The sequence below is a fragment of the Pseudomonas sp. MF08831 genome (genome assembly GCF_059862645.1).
Window position 1 is genome coordinate 211995 of the sequence record NZ_JCBCUX010000010.1, and the last position, 14611, is coordinate 226605.

A 14611-nucleotide genomic window follows, 5' to 3' on the forward strand; every position below is an offset into this window, starting at 1 on the left:
CACAGGTGATCGGGTTCAGCTTCCTGCTGTTGATTTTGACCTGAGGCGCCCCGCTGCCCCCCGCAGCGTGCACAATGGGCAGCCCCCGAGCTGCCATCAGGAACCTCATGCGCCAGGTATTGTTGATCATCGACGTGCAACCTTCTTTCAACCCACCTGCGTGGCTGGTCGATGGCATCAACGCCCTGCTCGGGCGCCTGCCATCGGTGGCCACCGTGGAGCGCCATGACGAAAGCATCACCCCCTTCACCCGCCAACTGGGCTGGCAACCCGCGCCGGATGACGACAGCCTGATCGCAGCCGAGCGCGTCTTCATCAAACACGGCTATGCGCCGACACCCGAAACCCTGGACTACCTGAAAAGCCTGGCGCCGGATCGGGTGCTGGTGTGTGGCATTCAAACCGATACGTGCGTGCTGGCGGCCGGGTTCGCGTTATTTGACGCCGGCTTGCAGCCGACGCTGATCAGCGATTTGACCGTGGGCTCGTCGCTGGACCGGTCGGGAACACTGGGCGTGGATTTGTGGCGGCACCATTTTGGATGCGTGATTGATCGGGCTCAGGTGATGGCGACGACCGCCTCATGAACCCATTCCCGACGCTTGCCACCCAGCGCCTGCGCCTGCGCGAATTGCGCGCGACGGACGCCCCGGCCCTGTTCGCCATCCACCGCGACACTGCCAACATGCGCTGGTTTGGCGCCGACCCGATGACCGACCTCGCCCAGGCCCACGCGCTGATCGACACCTTCGCCCAATGGCGCACCCAGCCCAACCCCGGCACACGCTGGGGGATTGAACGGGACGGCGAACTGATCGGCAGCTGCGGCCTGTTCAAATGGAATCGCGCCTGGCACAGCTGCGCCCTGTCCTGTGAACTGGCGCCCGCCGCCCGTGGCCAAGGCTTGATGAGCGAAGCGTTGCGGGCGATGCTCGATTGGGGCATCGCGCACATGCACTTGCATCGGGTTGAAGCCTTGGTGCATCCGCAAAACACCGCGTCACTGGCATTGTTGGAACGCCTGGGCTTCATCGCCGAAGGCACGTTGCGAGAAGCCGGGTTCTGGAATGGCCAGCGGCATGATCTGATGGTGTTGGGGTTATTGACGCAGGCTTGGCCCGAGCATTCACTGAAAAACCGCTGAATTGCGAAACAGCCCAAACCTCATGGCAATCATCCGTGAAACCCTCGCGCAGAAGGCGTGGCTCGTTTGAACCCCATCGTCTGCGCCTCATGCGCCGGCTGGAGGCATCGGGCGCAAGACTGTATCGCGGGCCTTTGGCGATTGAGGGCGGGCAGTGGATGGCTCAGGTGCGCGATCCGTGAGGCAATTGCATCGGGTTGCGTCAGGTCGGGCTAGACAAGTCAAACGACTGACTTGATTTACGCCTCGTGCCGTCACGGGTTTGAGCTAGAGTTGCAGCTACTTTGGCCAGTCGATAAGCGCCCCTCATGACTACGCTCGCCCCGCTGCTATACGTCCGTACGCCGATGCTGGAAATCGCCTACGAAGCCCACGGCCCCGAAGACGGCGAACCGGTGATCCTGCTGCATGGTTTCCCCTACGACCCGCGTGGCTACGATGAGATCGCGCCGGCCCTGGCCGATCGCGGTTGCCGGGTGTTGGTGCCCTACCTGCGTGGCTATGGCCCAACACGGTTTATCAACGCGCAAGTGATGCGCTCCGGCCAACAGGCGGCGTTGGCCAAGGACCTGCTGGATTTCATGGATGCCCTTGGCATCGCGCAGGCCACGCTCGCCGGTTACGACTGGGGCGGACGCGCCGCGTGTATCGTCGCCGCTCTATGGCCGCAACGGGTGCGCGGGTTGGTGACCGGGGATGGCTACAACATCCAGGACATTGCCAGGTCGCTTGAACCGCGCGCGCCGGAAAAGGAGCATCGGTTGTGGTATCAGTTTTACTTTCACACCCAGCGTGGCGTCGACGGTCTGAGCGCCAATCGCCGTGAGTTCTGCCAGTTGTTGTGGCGGCTATGGTCGCCGACCTGGGCTGAGGGACCGGGGCTGTATGGCCGCACGGCGCCGTCATTTGATAACCCGGACTTTGTCGACGTGGTGATTCACTCCTATCGCCACCGGTTCATGTACGCGCCGGGCGACCCGGCGCTGGAGGCGATCGAGCAGGCACTGGCCGCGCAGCCGCCGATTCCGGTGCCGACCATTTCGCTGTGCGGCGCTGATGACGGCGTAGGCCCGGCCCCGGCGGTGGATGACGACGAGGAACATTTCAGCGGTTTTTACCGACGCGAAGTCTTGCCCGGTGTGGGTCACAACATTCCTCAGGAAGCACCACAGTCCACGCTCAGGGCGATCTGCGAATTGCTGGATCGGGCCTGAACGTTACCGGGCAGCTTTGATCCTGAAACTGAACACGCTGCCCTGCCCCTCCACGCTTTCTGCCCAGATCGTGCCGCCGTGGGCTTCGATGATGCCGTGGGAAATGTACAGGCCCAGCCCGCTGCCTGTGGGGTTACCCTCGCGCGACGTCCAGTAGCGCTCAAAGATGAAGGGCAATTGCGCCGCGCCGATCCCTGCGCCGTTGTCGCACACGCGAAACAGCACTTCATCGCCGGCCGCCTGGGCAATCACCTCGATCGTCCCGCCGACGTCGGTGAACTTCAAGGCATTGCCAAGCAGGTTGGAAAACACCTGGAACAAACGCTCCGAGTCGGCCTGGATCGACAACCCAGGCTGAGCATGCCACGTCAGGTTGACGCCTTTGGCCGCCGCCAGCGGATGCCACATCAACCCCAGCTGTTCCAGGCTCGCACTCACCTCCAGCGGTTGCAGGGTTACCCGGTAACGCCCGGCTTCTATGCGTGAAATGTCGATCAAGTCTTCCAGCAAGGTGTTCATGCGCGCCGTCGCGGTTTGCATGGTTTGAATGGCCGTGTTCAGCCGCAGGGTTGCGCGAGTGTCGTCAACCGGCACCATTTTACGCATCATGCCGCATTGCATCAGCAGGATGGTCAGCGGGCTGCGCAAGTCGTGGGAGACCACTGCGACCAGTTCGTCCCGCGCACGCACGGCGGCATGCTCGCGCTGCACCTGCCGGCCCAGGTCATGCTCAAGAGCGTGACGGCGCAAGGCCTCTACGGCTTGCAGCTCCGAGGCGGACCACTGCAGCGCCTTGCCGTCGACCTGCTGTTTCCAGCGCTCGAATGACAGCCTCGGGCTCAACCCGGCCGTTTGCGCGTCGCGGTGTTTGACCGGTTCGCCGCTCCAGTGCACCGACGTCTGGACCTCGGGACGAAACCATATCACCGCGTTGTCCACCGGCTTGGGCAGGCGAAAGGCCAACAGGCCGCTGGCATAGGTTTGATAGGCAGCCGCTGGCGCAAACTGCGCAGACACCTGGTGAGTGGCCACCACGCCTTTGCCCTGCTGCTCGATCCAGGGGTACAACGCGCGTATCTGGGTTTCATTGGGGCAAACGCCAAAGCGATGCAGGCGCTTCTCCACCAGAATCGCCAAGCCATCGGCGGCAGCCAGGTTCAACAGGGTTTGCGCATAGGGCAACAGGCTCTCCATGACGTCGCCCGTGTCCGCCGCCATGGCGGTGACCAGCGCGTCGATCATGCTGGCTTTTTCCTGTTGTTGGCGGCGCGCGTCCTGGTCTTGCAATGCGTTGATCTGCATCGACAATAACTGACCGATGCTGGTACACGCGGTGCGCAACTCATGGGGCACGCGCAGGGGTTCGCGATGGCCGCAGGTGATCAGCCCCCAGAGCTGATCATCCTTGAGCAAAGAGATGCTCATCGACGAGCGCACGCCCATGTTTTTCAGATAATGGCAGTGCACCGGCGAGACGCTGCGCAACACCGCAAAACTGAGGTCCAGCGCTTGACCCGTGTCGGGACGCAGGGCCGGCAGGATCGGCACCGGCGTGTACGTCGCGTCGGGGATCACCCGGATCCAGTTCAGGCGGTAGAGTTCGCGGGCTTGCGGCGGGATATCCGAAGCCGGAAAGCACAGCCCCAGATAAGGTTGCATGCCGTCGCTGAGGGATTCGTCGATGACTTTGCCGTGGCCTTCCTGCTCGAAGCGGTACAGGGTGACGCGGTCGTAGCCGGTCAAGGCACGAATCTCGGTGACGCAGGTTTGGTACAGCCCCTCGAGGGTCTTTGCCGACTGCAGGCGCCGCAGGGTGCGAGCCACGTGCAGCGCGGCGCAATGCCCGGGCATTACAGAGCGCTCCAGCTCCAGAAACAACAAGCCCTGGTGGCGGTGCAGCAACGCGTCAAACAGGCTGCCATTGAGCGTGACCTGATGCAGCTCGTCCTCATCGACGTCCAGGTCGGCGAGCGCATGATGAACCCGGGCCAGCGCGTCATCGCCGATCAGGCTGCCCAAGGCCTGCCCGGACAACGGGCCCGGCCCCAGGCCCAGCTCGGCATTCAGGTTGGCGCTGGCTTGCAGCACCACCAGCGTCGGCTCGCTCAAGGTCAACAGCACGCCGTGGGGCTGGATTGTCCCGGGAATATGAATCGGCTCGCTCGCGCAATCATCCGGCGAGGGACTGGCGCTGATCGCAGACACTGGTTTCATGAGAGACGTCACGCCGGGGGGCGGAGGGAGTAACGGCGCAGAGGCAGGCGCCCACTGCGGAAGGTAATCGCGTCAACATAGCACCTTGATACAAATGTGTACGTTTTCGTTCAAGTCGGTGCGCAGAAGCGCTCGCGGTAAGCCTGGGGCGTGACCTCCAGCGCCCGCAGGAAACTGCGCCGCAGGGTTTCCTCGCAGCCAAAACCGCACTGCACGGCGATACGTTTGATCGACGCCGTGCTGTCGGCCAACTGCCGACGCGCGGTTTCAACGCGGATCAGCTCGACTGCGCGCGCCGGGGTCTGGCCGGTTTCGGCGCGGTAGTGCCGCACGAAGCTGCGTTCGCTCATGCCGGCCTGGGCGGCCAAGGTGGGAATATTCAGATCGAGGGTGAGGTTTTCGGCCATCCAGGCATGCAAATCGGCAAAGCGCCCGTCGCCCTTTTGCAGGGACAACGCCACGCTGTATTGCGCTTGCCCACCGGGGCGTTTAAGAAACACTACCAAGTGCCGCGCCGCTTCCAGGGCCACGGCGCGGCCCAGGTCTTCTTCCACCAGCGCCAGGCACAGGTCGATGCCCGCCGTTACGCCAGCGGACGTCCATACCGAGCCTTGCTGGATGAAAATTGGATTGGCCTCAACCGTCAGCGACGGAAATTTGCGCGCCAGTTCCTCGCAGCGTGTCCAGTGGGTGGCCACGCGGCAACCATCGAGCAAACCGCTGGCGGCGAGCAGAAACGCGCCGGTGCACACCGAGGTCATGCGTCGAGTGTGCCGGGCTTTTTGCGTGACCCAATCGACCAGCGCGCCATCTTCGGCGGCGCCATACACGCCCCAGCCGCCAGCGATCACCAGCGTGTCGCACGGCGCGTCGGCCGCAGGCAGCGGCTCGGCCACCAAGGCCAACCCTGCGGAGGTCATCACCGGTTCCGCCTGGGCGGCAACCACCGACACCGCGTAAGGCAACGGCTGGCCGCGCTGGCGCGCCAGGTCATTAGTGGTGGCGAACACCTGTAACGGCCCGGTCACGTCGAGCACTTGGGCGTTATTGAAGGCGAGTACGTGAATGGTCCGGGTCATGTTGGCGTAATGTGTGGGCTCAATGGCGTATGCGCCAAAGCCTAGGCCTCTAGAGTGAGGCCGTCTACCCTTTATCGGAGCTTCATCGATGACCTTGCAGATTGGCTTTGTGTTGTTCCCCGGTATCCAGCAATTGGACCTCACCGGCCCCTACGACGTGCTGGGTTCACTGCCGGATGTGCAACTGCATCTGGTGTGGAAAGACCTGGTACCGGTCACCTCCAGCACCGGCATGGTGTTTACGCCGACCATGACGTACGCCGACTGCCCGCGCCTGGACGTGATTTGCGTGCCCGGCGGTGCCGGCGTGGGTGCCTTGATGGAAGACCCGCACACCCTGGAGTTTCTCAAGGCCCAGGCACAGACCGCACGCTACGTGACCTCGGTGTGCACCGGTTCGTTGGTTCTCGGCGCGGCGGGTTTACTGCGCGGCCGCAGGGCCACCACGCACTGGGCCTATCACGACCTGCTCGCCCCACTCGGCGCCATTGCGGTGCAAGCGCGCGTGGTGCGTGATGGCAACCTGCTGACCGGCGGCGGAATTACGGCAGGAATCGACTTTGCCCTGACCCTGGCCGCCGAGCTCTACAGCGAGGCCGCGGCGCAACTGGTGCAGTTGCAGATCGAATACGCGCCCGCCCCGCCGTTCGATTCGGGCAGCCCGCAGACCGCGCCCGCGCACGTACTGGAAGAAGCCAGAACGCGTACGGCCGAATCGCGTCGCGTGCGCGGCGAGATCGTGGCCCGGGCAGCAGCCCGGTTGGGTTGAGCTGCCCCGTCACGCTGGCCGAGACATCAGCGCCAGCCGCGCGGCCAGCAGCATGAGCACCGTCGCCAGGCCCCATTTCTGGAGCTTGGCGCTTTGTGCGCGGCCGGCAAAAAAACGGCTGAGCGCGCCGCCAAACATTCCCAGCAACGCGTGAAATACACCGGCAATCAGGGTCAGAACGCCGCCCAGCATCAGCAATTGCAGCGTGATGGAGCCGGCCTGCGGATTGACGAACTGAGGCAAAAACACCATGAAAAACAACAGTGCCTTAGGGTTGAGCAGGCTATTGAGCATCGCCTGCGCAAACACACGGCCCAGGCGCACGCGCTTCACCTGGGCAGCCTCCAGGCGCGGGCTTTTCTGCAAGGTCTTGAACACCAGCCACAGCAGGTAAATGACGCCGGCATAACGAATCACATCAAACGACGGCGGCCAACTGGCGACCAGTGCCGTGACACCGGTGGCGGTCAACGCGGTCAGCAGCAGGTCCGCGACGCAGATCCCCAGGCTGGAGGCCACGCCACCGCGCCAGCCATAACTCACGCCATGGCTGATAACAAAGGCCATGTTCGGCCCTGGCGATAGCAGCAGCAACACCACCGCCCCTGAAAAAACCAACAAGGTTGAAAGATCGATCATGCTCAAGCCCTGCGCCGTAAAAGCCTGCAGGCTAATCGGCCGGCCGTGTGCGCACAAAGAATTGTGCTGGATACATTCTTTGCGCATGACGGCACCGGGCGATTGCTCGTGACCACAACCAGCGTCTAGAATGCGAAACATTATCAATTAAGACCGCTGCGCAGGATGCCCATGTCGAGCGACCCACCTCTGGACCCTGCCACCCTCGGCCAGCTCTACCAGGCTCATCACTCGTGGCTGCGCGGCTGGTTAAGCCGGCGCACCGGCTGCCGTGAACACGCTGCCGACCTGGCGCAGGAAACCTTCATGCGCCTGCTCATCGCGCGCAAACAGCAAACCTTGCAGCAGCCGCGCGCTTACCTGAGCAGCATCGCGCGCAGTCTGATGATCGACCAGTATCGGCGCCGCGAACTGGAACGCGCCTACCTTGAAAGCCTCGCGCACTTCCCGCAACTGCAAGTGCCGTCGGAGGAGACCCGGCTGCTGATCCTCGACAGCCTGGAGCGCATCGATCGCTTGCTCGACCAGCTCAAACCACGCGTACGCGAAGCCTTTTTGCTCGCGCAACTGGATGGCCTGACGTGTGCGCAAATCGCCTTGCGCCTGGGCGTGTCCAAAGCCACCGTCGAGCGAGACCTGTCCAAGGCGCTGCACGCCTGCTACCGGTTGCGGTATGCCGAACGTTGACCCGCGCCTGCTCGACCAGGCTATCCAGTGGATGATAAAGCTGCGTTTCAACGTCGCCGATGACGCCAGCACCGCCGCGTTCGAGCAGTGGTTGCAGACCAGCGCCGAGCATCAGCGGGTGTGGCAACGCGTAGCGCGCATGCATGATGAGTTTGCCCAGGTTCCCGCTCGCATCGGCCACCATGCCCTGGATGGCGCGCGCCGGCGCATCAGCCGGCGTGAAGGTTTGAAGGTGTTGGGGCTGCTGGCCGGCGCCGCCGGGCTGACCTGGCTCGGTCGCGACTACACGCCCCTGCCCGCCTTGCTGGCCGACTACCGCACGGCCACTGGCGAACGGCGCTGGGTAACGTTGAGCGACGGCAGCCAGGTGCAGCTCAACAGCGCCAGCGCGATTGACACCGCCTTCACTACCGAGCTGCGCCAGGTGCAGTTGCTTCAGGGCGAGATCCGGGTCAATAGCAGTGCCGACAGCCGACCGTTGTGGGTGCAGACTCGCGATGGTTTTTTGCGCGCCCTCGACACGCGGTTTCTGCTGCGCGAAGCCTCTCAAGGCACTTTGCTCGATGTGCAGCAAGGCGCCGTGGCGGTGTATGCCGACAAGCATTCATCCAACGCCCGACACATCGTCAAGGCAGGTGAACACATACTGTTCGACCGCCACGGCATTCGCCCATCGATTGCCAACGGCCTGGATCCCTGGGCCTGGAGCGAAGGTGTGATCAGCGCCCACAACATGCGTCTGGACGACTTCCTCACCGAACTGAACCGCTACCGCAACGGGCTGGTGCGTTGCAGCGAAGCGGTGGCCAGCCTGCGCGTGTCGGGCACGTACCAACTGGACGACACCGATCAGGTGTTGAGCCTGGTGGCGCAATCGTTGCCGGTGAGCATTCATTACCGCAGCCGCTACTGGGTCACCGTTACCCCTCGCGTGTAAGTGCTGAAAAATAAATGAGGTGAATGCTCATTGCCGCTCGACCTGTAAGGAAAGGCCGATCAACAGGCCGGTTCTGTCCACTTCCTTCAGGAGCATTTCGCGGTCATGCAAGCGTTTCCTTCCCAACGTTCTTCCCTCAAGCGCGTGGTGCAGGCCGCCGCGCTCGGCGCCTGCCTCAGCGGGGGCGGCCTGCCCTCGGCCGTGCTGGCCGACACAGCTGCCGTCGATAATCAGGTGCGCGATTGGCACATCGCGCCAGGCGCCCTGGCCAACGCGTTGGACCAGTTCGCCCGCCAGGCCGGCATCAGCCTGTCGTACGACGCCACCAGTGTCGCCGGCAAGTCCAGCCAGGGCCTGACCGGCAACCTTGACCGCGAGCAAGCGTTGAACCAGCTGCTGCGCGGGCAACGCCTGCAAGCCCAGCGTCAGGGTGCAAGCACCTGGCTGTTGCTGCCGCAAATGGCCGAATCCGGCGCGCTCAATTTGAGCGCCACCACCGTCACCGGCGCCCGTGCAGGGGCCACCACCGACGGCACCGGCGCCTACACCACCGGCGCGGTGACGATCGGCAAAGGTGAACACAGCCTGCGGGAAACCCCGCAATCGGTCAGCGTGATGACCCGACAATTGATGGACGATCAGAACGTCACCACCATCGATGACGTCATGGAGCGCACACCGGGCATCACCACCTATGAGTCACCCATGGGCGGCAAGTATTTCTACTCCCGGGGTTTCAAGATGCTCGGCCAGTACCAGTACGACGGCGTGCCTCTGGACATGGGCAAGGACTACGTACAGGCCGACAGTTTTACCGCCAACATGGCGATTTACGATCGGGTGGAAGTGCTCAAGGGTGCAGCCGGCATGCTCAAGGGCGCCGGCACCGCCAGCGGCGCAGTGAATTTTGTACGCAAGCGGCCCCAAGCCAAACCCACCACCAGCCTGTCGCTGTCTGCCGGAACCTGGGACAACTACCGCGCCGACCTCGACACCGGCGGCCCGCTGAATGACAGCGGCACCGTGCGCGGCCGCGCGGCCGTCAGCCAGCAAACGCGCGGGTCGTATATGGATATCGCCAAGCGCCAGGACCAGGCGGCCTACGCGGCACTGGATTTCGACCTCGACGCCGACACCACCCTGGGCGTCGGCGCCAGCTATGAAGACGTTGATGCCTCGCCCTGCTGGGGCGGCTTGCCGCGCTACAGCGACGGCAAAAGCGCCAAGCTCAGCCGCTCCACCTGCCTGGGCCAATCCTGGAACGACTGGCAAAGCCAGCGCGCCACGTTCTTCGCCGACCTCACCCACCACTTCAGCGATGACTGGAAACTCAACGTGGCGGCCGTGCACAGCCGCAACCTGCAAGACATCAAATACGCCGCCAGCGAAGGCACCATCGCCTATGGCAACCCGGCACCGACGGCCAACTCCTACGCGGCCTTGATGGATTACGACCACCGGGACTTCGGCGTCGACGCCTACCTGGACGGCAAGTTCGAAGCCTTCGGCCTCGAACACGAACTGATCATCGGCGCCAACGGCAGCCGGGGCACCCAGGATGATGTGTATGCAATCCAGAACCTGCCGACGCGCGTGAACATCTACCAGCCTGATCACCACCTGCCGGAACCCGCCAACGATACGTTCTGGCCCAACATGTACCGTGGCGGCACGGTCAAGGAAACCGCCACCCAATACGGCACCTACGCCACGTTGCGCCTGCGCCTGGCCGAACCGTTGCTGTTTATCGTCGGCAGCCGCGTGAGCTGGTATGAGAACCGCCGCCAGTCCAACAACCTGGCCTGGGGCGAATGGGCCGTGCAGGATGCGCGCACCCGGGAAACCGGCGAAGTCACACCGTTTGCCGCACTGATTTATGACCTCGACGAAAACCTCTCGGTGTACGCCAGCTACGCCGATATCTTCCAGCCACAAAGCTCCTACGCCACGGTCGACGGCGCCGCACTCAAGCCGCAGATCGGTGACAACTACGAGCTGGGGATCAAGGGCGAATGGTTCGAGGGGCGCCTCAACAGCTCCCTTGCGCTGTTTCGCGCGGTGCAGAAAAACACGGCTGAAACCGATTACCTCAGCGTCTGCCCGACGTCCTCCGACGGCTATTGCTACAGCGACACCGGCAAGACCCGCGCCCAGGGTGTAGAAGCCGAAGTCAGCGGTGAATTGCTCGAGCGCTTGCAGGTGTTTGGCGGCTACACCTATACCCAGACCAAAACCCTGAAGAACATCGACAGCGCCGTGGAAGGTGGCGTGTCCAACAGCTACGTGCCGCGGCATATGCTGCGCATGTGGGGTGACTACCAACTGGATGGCGCGCTGTCGAAATGGAGCGTGGGCACCGGCGTCAACGCCCAGAGCAGCAACTACCGCGTGCAGGGCATCAAGCTCGAACAGGCCGGTTACGCGGTGTGGAATGCGCGACTGGCGTATCGCTTGGACGACACCTGGACCGTGGCGCTAAACGGCAACAATGTTTTCGACAAACACTATTATCAAACCGTGGGCACCGCCGCCTGGGGCAACTTTTATGGCGAACCGCGCAATTTTACCGTGAGTGTGAAAGGCAACTTCTAATCCCGCGATGTCCCCGGTGGCAGGGTATTTAGTGCGCCCTGCCACCGCCTCCTTGTCCCCTTTTTCTACCTCTATTCGAAAAAGGTTTGCCCATCTGGCAGGAAAATTCTCACATTTGTTCCTACACTCAAAATCACACCCCTTCACCGCGTGCTCGAACAAGGAAAGTCAATAAAATGCCACGAAAATTCCAGCTTAAAGCGTCTAGCACGCAACCTCCGCACCACAGTCAACAAGTTGACTAAGCAACTAAAAAGGAACACTCCTTAAGCCACTACCCCGCAAGTTTCCTCCATTTGGATGGCTTCACTTGGATGAAGAAATAGTTGCGTTTTACCCAGAGTAGCCGTCGTTCGACTTGCCTCCTTCGCGCAGCCTGCTGCGGACGGACCAACAGGCGAACAGTAAGTCTGGAGTGCAATGAGGGATGTTTTTATGCGAGAAAAGTCGTCAGTCGTTAGCCTGTTTCTGACCCGCGCTGGTTTTGTTGAATTCTTTGTTGTTTTCGTCAAGTTGATCCATGGCCTGACTGCAATCTTGCCGCCATTGGTGTTGGTATTGTTCCTCGACCCACTGGCTCCCGAGCTGCGTTCCCACTTCCTCGGTCTGCTGCTGTTTTTTGCGATCATGACCATCATTCTGTTCCAGGCTTTAGGTATCTATTCCGAAGAGCTGTTCAGCAATCGCCTGCGCCTGAGAGCCAAGATAGTCGCCTGGTCGGCGGCGTTCTGCATCTTGCTGTTCATGTACCAGTTCCTGCAGTTCTTCCCGCAATTGACGCCACGCAACCTGGTGGCGTGGTACTTCGCCAGCCTGGGGCTGTTCTGCATTGAACGCCTGGTGATGCTGCGCCTTTACCGCAACCTGATGCGCAAGGGTAAATACCTGCAGCGCACAGTGATCCTGGGCTTCACCGACACCGCCGTGCACGTCGCCGATCACCTGCAACGCAATGGCGATATCCGTTCCGGCCTGATCGGTTTTATCGACGACCGCACCGAGCGCATCCCCAAGGAATTGAGCAGCCTGCCCTTGCTGGGCAACACCCGCGACCTGGAAAAACTGATCCGCGCCGAGCAGGTCAACCAAGTGATGATCTGCCTGCCCTGGGCTGCCGAGCAGCGTATCCACGGACTGGTCAATCGCCTGCGCCAGATGTCGGTGAACGTCATGCTGGTGCCGGACATGGCCGCGCTGCGCTACGGCCATAGCCGCATCACGGACGTGGGCGGCATCCTGATGTTCAACACCTCGCAGCTGCCATTGCGCGGTTGGTCGCCGGTGATCAAGCGCTGTGAAGATTTGCTGCTGGCGAGCATGGCCCTGGTGGCGCTGTCACCGGTGATGCTGGCGACGGCGATTGCGATCAAGCTCGACTCCAAAGGGCCGGTGCTGTTTCGCCAGAACCGTTATGGCTACAACGACAACGAGATTCGCGTGTTCAAGTTCCGCTCGATGTTCACCGACCAGAGCGACTTCACCGCCGAACAACAGACCACCCGCAAGGACCCGCGCATCACGCGCGTGGGCCGCATCATTCGCAAGACCAGCATCGACGAACTGCCGCAGTTGTTCAACGTGCTGCTGGGCAACATGTCGATGGTGGGCCCGCGCCCACACGCCACCGCGACCAAGGCTGCCGGCATTCCGTTCGAGGTGGCGGTGAGCGAGTACAGTTCGCGGCATCGGGTCAAGCCGGGCATCACCGGGTGGGCGCAGATCAACGGCTACCGGGGTGAAACCGACACCCTGTACAAGATCCAGAAACGTGTCGAGTACGACCTGGAGTACATCTCCAAGTGGTCGGTGTGGTTTGACTTGTACATCGTCTTCATGACGGTCCCAGCCGTCCTCTCCACCAAGGAAGTCTATTGATGAATACCCTCAACGGATTAATCCCCTGCATTATTTCCGGTGGTTCGGGCACGCGGCTGTGGCCGGTGTCGCGCCAGAACATGCCCAAACCTTTCATGCGCATGCGTGACGGTCAGAGCCTGCTGCAAAAAACCTTTCAGCGCGCCGCCAAACTGCCCGGCGTGGAAAGCGTGCTGACGGTGACCAACCGCGACCTGCTGTTTCGCACCCTGGATGACTACCGCGTGGTCAACAAGGCCCATTTGCCTCTGGACCTTCTGCTGGAGCCGTTCGGGCGCAATACAGCGGCGGCCATTGCGGTGGCGGCGCTGCATGTGCAGGAACATTTCGGTGATGAGGCGCAACTGTTGGTGATGCCCGCCGACCATTTGATCCTCAATGAAGTCGCGTTTGCCGAGGCCGTCACCCAGGCCCGCGACCTGGCCGAGGCCGGTTATCTGGTGACCTTCGGCATCCAGCCCGATCATCCGGAAACCGGCTTTGGCTACATCGAAACAGGCGACGCGCTGGGCACCGGCAACCGGGTCAAACGCTTTGTCGAAAAACCCGACCTGGCCACCGCCCAAGCCTACCTCGACGGCGGCAAACACCTGTGGAACGCCGGCATGTTCTGCTTCAAGGCCAGCACCCTGGTGGAGGAACTCGCCGCCCATGCCCCCGACGTGCTGACGGCGGCCAAAGCCGCACTGGACCACAGCCAGAGCCTGCAAAACAAAACCTCGCGCCAGCGCGAACTGGACTCGGACGCCTTCGGCAGCGCCCCGGACATTTCCATCGACGTGGCCCTGATGGAAAAGTCCCAAAAGGTCGCCGTGGTGCCCTGCGACATCGGCTGGAGCGACATCGGTTCCTGGGAAGCGCTGCGCCAGCTCACGCCCAGCGACGCCCACGGCAACCAGGTCAATGGCGAAGCGATTTTGCATGACGTGCACAACTGCTACATCGACTCGCCCAAGCGCGTGCTCGGCGCCGTTGGCGTACACGACCTGATCATCGTCGACACCCCGGACGCGCTGCTGATCGCTGACGCCAACCGCAGCCAGGATGTGCGTTACATCGTCGCCGAACTCAAGCGCCAGAATCATCCGGCATACAGCCTGCACCGCACCGTCACCCGGCCGTGGGGCACCTACACGGTGCTGGAGGAAAGCAGCCGCTTCAAGATCAAGCGCATCGTGGTCAAACCCCAGGCGTCACTGTCGTTGCAGATGCACCACCACCGCAGCGAACACTGGGTGGTGGTCAGCGGCGCGGCGCAGATCACCAATGGCGAGCGCGAATTCCTGATCAACGCCAACGAGTCCACGTACATTCCGGCCGGGCACAAACACCGCCTGACCAACCCCGGCATCATCGACCTGGTGATGATCGAGGTGCAGAGCGGCGAGTACCTCGGCGAAGACGACATTGTGCGCTTTGACGACATTTACGGGCGTGCCCCCGCAGAAGTGAAAAAGTGAC

General features: G+C 62.4%; 12 protein-coding genes. 9 read left to right on the top strand and 3 right to left on the bottom strand.

From position 1 onward, the window contains the following. Positions 1–107 precede the first annotated feature (107 nt). The 3 genes from AC19YS_RS21255 to AC19YS_RS21265 all read left to right on the top strand — a co-directional run bounded on the left by AC19YS_RS21255 (position 108) and on the right by AC19YS_RS21265 (position 2358). Positions 108–587, top strand: a complete 480-nt coding sequence (locus AC19YS_RS21255; RefSeq protein WP_106580055.1) for a cysteine hydrolase family protein — start codon at positions 108–110, stop codon at positions 585–587. After that, positions 584–1144 (top strand): GNAT family N-acetyltransferase, encoded by a 561-nt coding sequence (locus AC19YS_RS21260; protein ID WP_500602578.1) that lies wholly within the window; start codon positions 584–586, stop codon positions 1142–1144. Before AC19YS_RS21255 ends, AC19YS_RS21260 begins: the two co-directional genes overlap by 4 nt. A 308-nt stretch (positions 1145–1452) precedes the next feature. Beyond that, positions 1453–2358, top strand: coding sequence for an alpha/beta fold hydrolase (locus AC19YS_RS21265; protein ID WP_169366277.1), 906 nt, complete (start codon positions 1453–1455; stop codon positions 2356–2358). Positions 2359–2361: 3 nt separating this feature from the next. On the opposite strand, the gene AC19YS_RS21270 is transcribed toward AC19YS_RS21265, so the two are convergent. Beyond that, the gene (locus tag AC19YS_RS21270; protein WP_500602579.1) at positions 2362–4572 is read right to left on the bottom strand and encodes an ATP-binding protein; all 2211 of its coding nucleotides are present in this window, start codon (positions 4570–4572) and stop codon (positions 2362–2364) included. A gap of 110 nt (positions 4573–4682) precedes the next feature. Further along, positions 4683–5651 carry a GlxA family transcriptional regulator gene (locus AC19YS_RS21275; protein WP_500602580.1) on the bottom strand — a complete coding sequence of 323 codons (969 nt, stop codon included), beginning with the start codon at positions 5649–5651 and terminating at the stop codon, positions 4683–4685. Positions 5652–5739: 88 nt separating this feature from the next. Here AC19YS_RS21275 and inhA point away from each other — a divergent pair, with 88 nt between their 5' ends. Beyond that, positions 5740–6420: an isonitrile hydratase gene (inhA, locus tag AC19YS_RS21280; RefSeq protein ID WP_500602581.1), complete on the top strand. Its 681-nt coding sequence runs from the start codon at positions 5740–5742 to the stop codon at positions 6418–6420. A 9-nt stretch (positions 6421–6429) separates the two neighbouring features. On the opposite strand, the gene AC19YS_RS21285 is transcribed toward inhA, so the two are convergent. Further along, a complete protein-coding gene (locus AC19YS_RS21285) occupies positions 6430–7059 on the bottom strand; it encodes a LysE family translocator (RefSeq protein WP_200624876.1) in 630 nt (209 codons plus the stop codon). Positions 7060–7230: 171 nt separating this feature from the next. Here AC19YS_RS21285 and AC19YS_RS21290 point away from each other — a divergent pair, with 171 nt between their 5' ends. From AC19YS_RS21290 to AC19YS_RS21310, 5 genes are all read left to right on the top strand, one after another. Further along, on the top strand, positions 7231–7746 hold the full coding sequence (locus tag AC19YS_RS21290) for a sigma-70 family RNA polymerase sigma factor (RefSeq protein ID WP_124416936.1): 516 nt from the start codon (positions 7231–7233) through the stop codon (positions 7744–7746). Continuing rightward, positions 7733–8683, top strand: a complete 951-nt coding sequence (locus AC19YS_RS21295) for a FecR domain-containing protein (RefSeq protein ID WP_200624875.1) — start codon at positions 7733–7735, stop codon at positions 8681–8683. The genes AC19YS_RS21290 and AC19YS_RS21295 overlap by 14 nt, the downstream gene beginning before the upstream one ends. 105 nt (positions 8684–8788) lie before the next feature. Beyond that, positions 8789–11275: a TonB-dependent siderophore receptor gene (locus tag AC19YS_RS21300; RefSeq protein WP_500602582.1), complete on the top strand. Its 2487-nt coding sequence runs from the start codon at positions 8789–8791 to the stop codon at positions 11273–11275. Between the two features lie 435 nt (positions 11276–11710). Beyond that, positions 11711–13150, top strand: a complete 1440-nt coding sequence (locus AC19YS_RS21305; RefSeq protein ID WP_200624873.1) for an undecaprenyl-phosphate glucose phosphotransferase — start codon at positions 11711–11713, stop codon at positions 13148–13150. After that, complete coding sequence (locus tag AC19YS_RS21310) at positions 13150–14610, top strand: mannose-1-phosphate guanylyltransferase/mannose-6-phosphate isomerase (RefSeq protein WP_500602583.1); 1461 nt, start codon at positions 13150–13152, stop codon at positions 14608–14610. The genes AC19YS_RS21305 and AC19YS_RS21310 overlap by 1 nt, the downstream gene beginning before the upstream one ends. Position 14611 lies beyond the last annotated feature (1 nt).

Bases quoted from the DNA above. Each gene is read 5' to 3' on its own strand.
- AC19YS_RS21255 (WP_106580055.1), top strand. From the start codon at position 108: ATGCGCCAGGTATTGTTGATCATCGACGTGCAACCTTCTTTCAACCCA.
- AC19YS_RS21260 (WP_500602578.1), top strand. From the start codon at position 584: ATGAACCCATTCCCGACGCTTGCCACCCAGCGCCTGCGCCTGCGCGAA.
- AC19YS_RS21265 (WP_169366277.1), top strand. From the start codon at position 1,453: ATGACTACGCTCGCCCCGCTGCTATACGTCCGTACGCCGATGCTGGAA.
- AC19YS_RS21270 (WP_500602579.1), bottom strand. From the start codon at position 4,572: ATGAAACCAGTGTCTGCGATCAGCGCCAGTCCCTCGCCGGATGATTGC.
- AC19YS_RS21275 (WP_500602580.1), bottom strand. From the start codon at position 5,651: ATGACCCGGACCATTCACGTACTCGCCTTCAATAACGCCCAAGTGCTC.
- inhA (WP_500602581.1), top strand. From the start codon at position 5,740: ATGACCTTGCAGATTGGCTTTGTGTTGTTCCCCGGTATCCAGCAATTG.
- AC19YS_RS21285 (WP_200624876.1), bottom strand. From the start codon at position 7,059: ATGATCGATCTTTCAACCTTGTTGGTTTTTTCAGGGGCGGTGGTGTTG.
- AC19YS_RS21290 (WP_124416936.1), top strand. From the start codon at position 7,231: ATGTCGAGCGACCCACCTCTGGACCCTGCCACCCTCGGCCAGCTCTAC.
- AC19YS_RS21295 (WP_200624875.1), top strand. From the start codon at position 7,733: ATGCCGAACGTTGACCCGCGCCTGCTCGACCAGGCTATCCAGTGGATG.
- AC19YS_RS21300 (WP_500602582.1), top strand. From the start codon at position 8,789: ATGCAAGCGTTTCCTTCCCAACGTTCTTCCCTCAAGCGCGTGGTGCAG.
- AC19YS_RS21305 (WP_200624873.1), top strand. From the start codon at position 11,711: ATGCGAGAAAAGTCGTCAGTCGTTAGCCTGTTTCTGACCCGCGCTGGT.
- AC19YS_RS21310 (WP_500602583.1), top strand. From the start codon at position 13,150: ATGAATACCCTCAACGGATTAATCCCCTGCATTATTTCCGGTGGTTCG.